Genomic DNA, 9,176 nt, shown 5'->3' on the forward strand with positions numbered 1-9,176 from the left:
CAACTTCCATTCATAAATGCTAATTTTAGTGATTCTAAAATCCGAACTGATTGAATTCCCAAAGAATATACCTGCTTATTGTTTTGCTATTGTTTTTTGGGGACGCCTTTTCTCAGACTACCCCGGAACATCTCTCCAATTTGAGGAAGAAATATATTTCTACTAAAATAAATCCCGTTCACTTCGATAGCAGCAGTATTATACCGAATACGCTTTCCATTAAGGGAATTTCAAATGATTCTTTTCGCATCGACTATGTAAATGCATTGATCACATTTACTTCAAATCATTTGCCTGATAGCGTTTATATTACTTATCGTGTTTTTCCTTTCAAATTAAATAATGTCGTCCGCCATTTTAATTACGACAGCATACGGTTCAATTTTGAAAAAGAAAGGCCCTTTGTTTTCAGGAACAATCAGGCGCAAAGCAATAAGGTTATAGATTTTGGAAATATCACTTATAACGGAAGTATTGGCCGTGGTATTTCGTTTGGTAATAGCCAGGATGCTGTTGTGAACTCAACTTTGAATCTCCAGTTGAATGGATATATAGGAGATAGCCTTGAATTGACCGCCGCAATAAGCGATAACAATATTCCCATTCAACCGGAAGGAAACACGCAAAATCTTCATGACTTCGACAGGATATTTATGCAGGTAAAAAAACATGGATGGCAGGCGAACTTCGGTGATATTGATATCAGGCAAAGTCAAAATTATTTTTTGAAATTCTATACGCGATTGCAGGGAGCATCTTTTTTGACGGATAATAAAATTGGTAAAACATCTAAAAACTCTTTATTGGTCAGCGGCGCTATTGCCAAGGGAAAATTTAACCGGAATGTTATTACGCCGCTGGAAGGAAACCAGGGCCCTTACCGCCTTTCGGGCGCAAACGGTGAGTTATTTTTTACCGTACTTGCCGGAACGGAGCGAGTGTTTATAGATGGGCAGTTGCTAACACGAGGTGAAGACCAGGATTATGTTATTGATTATAATACCGCTGAACTAACATTCACGGCTAAACGTCTAATTACAAAAGACAGCAGGATACAGGTAGAGTTTGAATATTCTGACAGGAATTACCTTAACTCGCTTTTATACGCCAACGATGAAATAAGTTTAGGAAAAAAATTAAAGCTCACCATTGGAGCCTATTCAAATACTGATGCAAAAAATACCTCCATCAACCAATCATTGGATGCCAATCAAAAACAATTTCTTTCACAGATAGGAAATAATACAGACAGTGCGTTGTATCCGGATGCCGTTCGGGATACCTTTTCTGTTGATAAAATTTTGTATAAAAAAATTGATACTGTTTATAATTCAATACATGACTCCATTTATGTTTATTCGGTTAGCAAGACTGATACGCTGTATAATCTTTCTTTTACCAGCGTTGGTTTTGGGAAAGGTAATTACGTTCAGGCGACCGGGAATGCAAATGGCCAGGTTTTTATGTGGGTTGCACCGGTAAATGGTGTTCCACAGGGTAATTGGGAACCGGTCGTCTTATTAGTTACGCCGAAGAAACAACAGTTGATTACAATCGGCGGACAGTATTTTATTAATGATAAGTCATACATAAAAACGGAGCTTGCGCTAAGTCATTACGATGCAAATACTTTTTCCCTATTGGATAAGAATCAAAATAATGGCCTTGCAGGCAAATTTGAATACACCACTCAACAAAAAGTTTTAAGAGCTCTTCAAAAGGATCTTAAACTCCAAAGCAGTGTCATTTATGAATATGTGCAGGATAGATTCAAACCAATTGAGAGGTTACGAAGCGTGGAGTTTAACCGGGACTGGAGTTTGCCTTTTAATGCGCCGGCCGCAACAGAGAACCTGGTGACGGGTTCATTACAATTGAGTGATTCAAAAAATAACTATGTCCACTATGAGCTTACCAACTATAACCGAAGCGATCAATACAATGGCATTCGTAACTCAATTGAACATGTAATGCTTCTTAAAGGATGGAAAGTTGCCGATAAATTTTATATAACGAACATTAATAGCGGCATACAAAAAGGGTCTTACTTACGGCCATCCATAGACGTTTCCAGGAAATTTGCCGCATTAAAGGATTTTACATTTGGTGGCGGATTTTCTGCGGAAAATGATAAACAACTCAATAAGCAGTACGATACATTAATGCCCGAAAGTTTTGCATTTAATTTATGGCAGGTGTATGTAAAATCTTCAGAGAAAAAATTGAACCGTTGGGGTGTAACGTATTTTACACGAACAAATAAGATTCCATTTCAAAAAGATCTGATTACAGGTGACAGGAGCCAAAACGTTAGCCTTATAACTGAATTTTTAAAGAATGAAAATCACCAGTTTAAATTAAACCTCACGTATCGTAAACTAAATGTAATTAACCAGGGAGTGCTAAGTGAAAAAAGTGATCAAAGCCTTTTGGGGCGTGCAGAATATGCAGTTCATGAATGGAAAGGGCTGCTAACGGGAAGTATTTTATACGAATTAGGATCGGGGCAGGAGCAGAAGACTGAGTATACGTACATACAGGTTCCGGCTCCGCAGGGATATTATACCTGGAACGATTATAACGGTGACGGTATCCCGCAGTTAAATGAATTTGAAATTGCTCTTTTTCCCGATCAGAAAACATGGATAAGAGTTTTGACACCCACCAATCAATACGTAAAAGCGAATTACCTGCAGTTCAACTACAACGTAAGTCTTAATCCATCTGCCCTTTTAAAAAATACCTTGAAAAATAAACTGCTTAAGTTTATAAACAGGTTCAGCACCAATTCTTCGCTGCAGGTAAACAAGAAGGACCTTGCAGTTAATTCTTTTGAATTTAATCCATTTGGAAAAAATTTGGTAGATACTACACTGATATCCTTAACATCCTTTTTATCAAACACACTATACTTTAATCGAAAAAGTGTAAAGTGGGGAATCGATATTACCCATCGCCTTAATACAAGCAAAGCGCTTTTAAATTATGGATTTGAAAGTAACAAGTTGAGAGACCTTTCTTTAAGAGGAAGATGGAACCTTAGCCGTTCCATTGCTACATCATTCACTAACAAGTATGGATTGAATCAATTGATCAATTCTTCATTTGCTAACAGAAACTACCATATTGACGAGGTTTCTGCTGAGCCATCGATCAGTTACATTTATAAAAGTAATTTCAGGATAAGCCTTATATATACGTATGATGTGAAGCAAAATAAAATTGATTTTATGGAGAAAGCCATTAATAACGCGATAGCCGCAGAAGTAAGATATAACGTATTATCTAATGGAACTTTGAATGGAAGGTTCTCTTTCAATAACATAAACTTTAACGGCGGCAGTGGTGGTAGTGCTAACAGTACCGCCGGATACATTTTATTGGACGGATTGTTACCAGGTAAAAATTATTTATGGAATATTGAACTGACAAAAAGGCTCGCAGGAAACATAGAAGTCAATCTTCAGTATGAAGGCAGAAAGCCGGGAACTGCCCCGACGGTTCATACCGGAACTGCATCGGTGAGGGCTATTTTCTGATTTGTTAATTTGGAATATACTAACGGCGACGAGTATGTGTACCTTGGCATTCAATTTCCAAATCCCGCGATGAGATTGATGGTGAGTGCTATCATAATGGTATTGTATCCAAACGCCAAAAGGCCATGCCACATCGCTAATCTTCTCAATGCCTTAGAGGTGACTTCTACATCAGAAACCTGGAAAGTCATACCTAATACAAAAGAGAAATAGGCAAAATCAAGATAATCTGGTTTTTGATCGCCCGGAAAATCCAATCCTCCTGCGTGCGTAGTAGGATTTTTTTCATCATCGCCATAAAATATGTGTGCGTACCTCAACGTAAAAATTGTATGAATTAAAAACCAGGACAGTATCATTCCGGCAATAGCGATGATAAGGTGAAAACTTTGTTCATTTTTGAATTCCTGTTTTGTAACCAATAATAACACTACCGCCAAAAAACTTGCAAGTGTTGCGATTAAGACTATAAAGAAAATGACTGTTCTACTGGAATCCTGCACCCGGGCCTGTTCTCTTATTTGTTGAGATTTTGTTATCGTAAACGTTATCCACGTAAGTATTATCATACATAAACTGAAAGTGTCCCAGCCTATCATCAGGTGCGAAATGATATCTATATGTTCAATTTGAATTATGAAATAAACAGTAGATGCAATGGCAAGGCAAATAAATAGTTTTGCCAATGAATGTATTTTCTGGAAAGAAGATGTAAGGGATGATTTTTTGATGGAAGCCATATTTTAACACAAAATGCCGGTGTAATATAATATTAATCGTCAAGCGAAATCAAAAAAATCCTCCTGAGTATTTTTCAGGAGGAATAATAATTTATTATAATTACTGCATAGAAATTATCTATGACGCAAATGGCTTTTCCTATCGCTAAACTGGTAAAAAATCCCCAATTGGAAAACATTGCTTTGAATGGTTTGGCCATCATGAAGATCATTGATATTGCTTACGCCAAAAACATATCTCGCATCCAAACCCCATCCTGAAGATGTGAGGTAACCTATGCCCAGGGGAATAGAAAAAGCTGTGGATTTATACCCTTTATCATCAATGGTAACACCACCTCCTTTTGTATTTGCACTCAGTAAAAATCCAAGCTGCGGGCCGCCTTCCAACCTGAAACCGTTTTCAAACATATACTGCAATAAAACGGGGACGTTTAAATAATTTAAATTGTAAGTTATTCCTGAATTATTTACATTTTTCGCGCCTTCCATTGAATAGAAAATTTCCGGCTGAATCGCCCATGTTTTTGAAGAAGTATGGATATGAGCGAGTATGCCCAGGTTAATTCCAACCTTACTGTCAGAAGGAATGTTATCACTGAAGTTCAACTGGGAAATATTCACCCCGCCTTTCACGCCGAAATGGACATCCTGGGATTTTGCGGTAAATAATAAAAAAAGCGATGCGACAAAAACTATTGTTTTTTTCATAATTGTTACTTTAATACTTGATAATGGTGTTTTATAATTTTTAGCCATTGTTATTTGAAACTGTTCTAACAAAAGTCATACCTGTTTCATAAAATTGCCAAATGATTATCTTTGCAGAAAATTTCTACTTTTCAACTTTCAAAATTTATTTGGGGACACAATCCCGAAAAATAAGTAATAGAAATCCTAAATGTTATGGCTGTTTTGCACAATCGTGTTTCACAAAAGGAATTAAAAAAGCGTTTATACGAGGAAAATGAACCGCGTACCACGTTGTCATTTTACACTTACGCTTTTATTGAAGATACAAAGCAGTTTCGTGACACGCTATATAAAGACCTGGATGAATTAAAAGTTTTTGGACGCATCTACGTTGCCCATGAAGGTATTAATGCGCAGGTAAGTGTTCCCTCGTCTAATTTCGAAGCTTTTAGAAATTATTTATATTCTATTTCATTTCTAAATGGCGTACGACTAAATATTGCTGTAGAGGACGACGGAAAAAGCTTTTGGGTTTTAAAAATTAAAGTCAGAGCCAAGATAGTTGCGGATGGCATTACCGATGCTCATTTTAATATGAGCAGGAAAGGGCAATATGTGGATGCGGCTTCTTTCAATAAACTTACTTCTGATCCTGAGACTATAGTGGTGGACATGCGTAATCATTATGAATATGAAGTAGGTCATTTTGAAAACGCCATCGAAATACCATCTGACACCTTCAGAGAACAGTTACCCATGGCCGTTAGTATGCTTGAAGAAAAGAAAGATAAGAATATTATCATGTATTGCACCGGCGGAATACGTTGTGAAAAGGCAAGCGCCTGGATGTTGCACAATGGCTTTAAAAATGTTTTTCACCTGGAAGGCGGTATTATTCAATATGCGAATAAAATAAAACAAGAAAATCTTCCCAATAAGTTCCTGGGTAAAAACTTTGTGTTTGACGGCAGGCTGGGAGAGATGATAGGAGATGAAGTGATAAGCGTTTGCCACCAATGCGGCAAGCCCTGCGATACACATACCAATTGCGCCAACGAAGGTTGCCATCTACTCTTTATACAATGCAGGTCATGTGCGGAAAAGATGGATGGCTGTTGCTCGGCAGAATGTAAAGCCACTTATAATATGCCGCAGGAAGCACAAAAAGAATTGAGAAAAGGGGTGAAAAACGGCATAATGATTTTCAATAAATCGAGGAAAAGAATGATGAATTTGAAAATGTGAAACCTCACACGTTTTTAAAACCTGTGAGATTTTGGAAAAACCTGGCGTTCTCAATAGCCCCGGTTCCCCAGGTGTTATTAAAATAAATCCAGGCTTCTTTTATTTTCTGCTGCGATATGTCCTCGTTTAGTTGTTTCAAAAATTCTTGCGGGTACGCTGACTTGTATAAAACCGGAACGCCATGCAGCCTGTAGTATAATGATGGATTTGTTTTTACAACTTCGTCCGGTAACCCGGGATAACTAATACCACAGAAAATAATATTATTCTTTTTTAGTTGGCGGATCACATCCTTGTTCCACCAACTTGAATGGCGAAATTCAACGGCGTTTTTGAAACCCGGGTTTGTATTATTGATTATCTTTTCAAATAATTCTGCCGAGTAAATTAACCGGGGTGGCAACTGGAATAATATACATCCCAACTTTTCGCGTAGGCCTTCCTGTGAGACTTCGTAAAAATCGTTCAGCATCCTTTTGCAGTCGTTAAATTTTTTGTAATGAGTGATGGCTTTTGGAACTTTTACCGAAAACTTAAAATCAGGCGGACTGTTGTCATGCCATTTAGATAATGTTTTTTCAGTCGGAAATTTGTAAAAGGTCACATTTAGTTCCAGGGTATTAAAATGCTCGCAGTAAAACGTAAACCATTTATTTTGTGGTAATCCTTTTGGGTAAAAAACTTCTTTCCATTCTTTATAGTGAAACCCTGAACAGCCTATATAAATTTTCTGTTTTGACAATATGAGCGTCGATTTTTATTACGCAGTTTGATTGAATTTGGAAGAACCCGTTACCAAATAAAGACATGCTCTAAATTTCATGCCGGTTTACAGATGCCGGCATTAATAATTTGAGGGTTATTTGTTTCCCCCGAAAATTGATCAATATTAATAATTCGCTAACTTCAGATATAATTTAAAAAACAAAATTATGCCTCAGAAAAAGATAATAGTAGTTTTTGGCGCTACCGGTGCCCAGGGCGGCGGTTTAGCACGTGCCATTCTTAATGACAGCAACAGTGAATTTGCTGTTCGTGCAGTAACCAGGGATCCTAATTCGGATAAGGCGAAAGAACTTTCTGCTTTGGGAGCAGAAGTCGTGGCAGGCGATGTGGATGATATTGAGAGCGTGAAACGCGTATTAGCGGGCGCTTACGGAGCTTATTTTGTAACATTTTTCTGGGCGCATTTTTCCCCGGAAAAAGAAATGGCAGAAGCAAAGAATATGGCCGCCGCCGCCAAAGAAGCTGGCCTGCAGCATGTAATTTGGTCAACGCTTGAAGATGTTAGAAAATATGTGCCACTTGATGATAACAGCATGCCCACACTGCATGGGAAATATAAAGTTCCGCATTTTGATGGTAAAGGTGAATCTGATCAATATTTTATCGATGCGGGAGTGCCGGTTACTTTTATGTTGGCATCCTATTACTGGGATAATCTGATTTATTTTGGTATGGGGCCAAAAAGAGGTGCAGATGGTAAACTGGCAATAACTTTCCCCATGGGAGATAAAAAGATGGCTGGCATAGCCGCTGATGATATCGGCAAATGTGCGTATGGAATATTTAAAAAGGGTAAGGAGTTAATTGGCAAAAGAGTAGGTATCGCAGGTGACCAACTTACCTGTACTGAAATGGCACAAGCGCTGTCAAATGCATTAGGGGAGCAAGTTTCTTACAATGAAATTACACCGGAGCAATATCGCGGCTTTGGCTTTCCCGGTGCTGATGACTTAGGAAACATGTTCCAGTTTTATCGTGATTTTGATGACGTGTGTAATAGCATTCGCGATGTAAAATTCTCTAAAGAGTTAAACCCGGAACTGCAATCATTCAAAATGTGGCTTGCAGAAAATGCAAAACGAATACCGATTGATTAAAGTTCAGGCTGCTCAAAATTATATTTGATATTGTTGAAGACTATGTGCGATTCTGCTTTCTGTTTCTTCATCACTTAACTCTTCGGGCTTAAATTTTTCACCAATTAATTTTTCGTAAAGTTCAATGTAACGGTCGCGGATAGTCGCTACCCATTCGTCACTCATTTCGGGTACTTGCTGACCTTCTTTTCCCATAAAATTATTTTCAATGAGCCATTCCCTTACAAATTCTTTACTTAACTGTTTTTGTTTTTCGCCTTTTGCTTGTCTTTCCTCAAAACCATCCGAATAAAAATAACGGGAGCTATCGGGAGTATGAATCTCATCAATCAAAATAATCTTATTGTTTAGTTTGCCAAATTCATATTTGGTATCGACCAATATCAGTCCTCTTTTTGCAGCAAGTTCTTTTCCCCTGGCAAAAAGTTGCAAAGCATATTGCTCGAGTTTTTCGTAATCCTCTTTTGATGCAATATTTCTTTGAATGATTTCTTCCTTACTGATGTCTTCATCATGGCCTTCACTCGCTTTGGTTGAAGGGGTAATTATTGGTTCAGTAAAATAATCATTTTCGTGTAGCCCCTCCGGTAGTTTTACACCACATAAAATTCTTTTGCCTGATGCATACGTGCGCCAGGCATGTCCCGTTAGATTTCCACGCACAACCATTTCTATCTTAAAGGGCTCGCACTTCAACCCTATCGAAACATTCGGTGCCGGCACATCTAACAACCAGTTGTCGCAAACATCTTTAGTATTGTTGAGCATATATGCAGCTATCTGGTTTAACACCTGTCCTTTAAAAGGTATAGGTCTTGTAAGAATAACATCAAATGCTGAAATACGGTCAGAGGCAATCATTACCAACAAACGATCGCCGATAGTATAAACATCTCTCACTTTTCCTTTATAAAAAGCGGTTTGATTTGGGAAAACATTTTTTTGCATTTGCTAAAATAAGAATAGTAAATTTTACTATTCCGTTTTAACTACAGAAATTGTCAACATGTTGCATTTTTTCTTAAAAAAGAATATATTGTATCATATATAAAATGATTATTTTGCCTTGAATTTAA

7 protein-coding genes are annotated in these 9,176 nt (G+C 37.6%); 3 read left to right on the forward strand and 4 right to left on the reverse strand.

Going from position 1 to position 9,176, the window contains the following annotated elements:
* Positions 1–50 precede the first annotated feature (50 nt).
* Positions 51–3,539 (forward strand): hypothetical protein, encoded by a 3,489-nt coding sequence (locus ACO1O5_RS17805; protein WP_486272620.1) that lies wholly within the window; start codon positions 51–53, stop codon positions 3,537–3,539.
* 50 nt (positions 3,540–3,589) lie between these two features.
* On the opposite strand, the gene ACO1O5_RS17810 is transcribed toward ACO1O5_RS17805, so the two are convergent.
* A complete protein-coding gene (locus ACO1O5_RS17810; protein WP_486272622.1) occupies positions 3,590–4,279 on the reverse strand; it encodes a DUF1345 domain-containing protein in 690 nt (229 codons plus the stop codon).
* A gap of 114 nt (positions 4,280–4,393) precedes the next feature.
* Positions 4,394–4,990 carry a porin family protein gene (locus tag ACO1O5_RS17815; protein WP_486272624.1) on the reverse strand — a complete coding sequence of 199 codons (597 nt, stop codon included), beginning with the start codon at positions 4,988–4,990 and terminating at the stop codon, positions 4,394–4,396.
* A 195-nt stretch (positions 4,991–5,185) separates the two neighbouring features.
* Between ACO1O5_RS17815 and trhO the strand changes: the two genes are divergently transcribed.
* Positions 5,186–6,217: an oxygen-dependent tRNA uridine(34) hydroxylase TrhO gene (gene trhO, locus ACO1O5_RS17820; RefSeq protein ID WP_486272626.1), complete on the forward strand. Its 1,032-nt coding sequence runs from the start codon at positions 5,186–5,188 to the stop codon at positions 6,215–6,217.
* Positions 6,218–6,221: 4 nt separating this feature from the next.
* Here trhO and ACO1O5_RS17825 read toward each other — a convergent pair whose 3' ends face one another.
* Positions 6,222–6,959, reverse strand: a complete 738-nt coding sequence (locus ACO1O5_RS17825) for a DUF72 domain-containing protein (protein WP_486272627.1) — start codon at positions 6,957–6,959, stop codon at positions 6,222–6,224.
* Between the two features lie 190 nt (positions 6,960–7,149).
* Here ACO1O5_RS17825 and ACO1O5_RS17830 point away from each other — a divergent pair, with 190 nt between their 5' ends.
* Positions 7,150–8,100 carry an NmrA/HSCARG family protein gene (locus ACO1O5_RS17830; RefSeq protein WP_486272629.1) on the forward strand — a complete coding sequence of 317 codons (951 nt, stop codon included), beginning with the start codon at positions 7,150–7,152 and terminating at the stop codon, positions 8,098–8,100.
* An 18-nt stretch (positions 8,101–8,118) separates the two neighbouring features.
* Here the strand turns inward: ACO1O5_RS17830 and ACO1O5_RS17835 are convergent, their stop codons facing one another.
* Entirely contained in the window at positions 8,119–9,048 is a 930-nt protein-coding gene (locus ACO1O5_RS17835) for a phosphoribosylaminoimidazolesuccinocarboxamide synthase (protein WP_486272630.1), read from the reverse strand.
* Positions 9,049–9,176: the final 128 nt, after the last annotated feature.

This window comes from Ginsengibacter sp., from assembly GCF_057362405.1.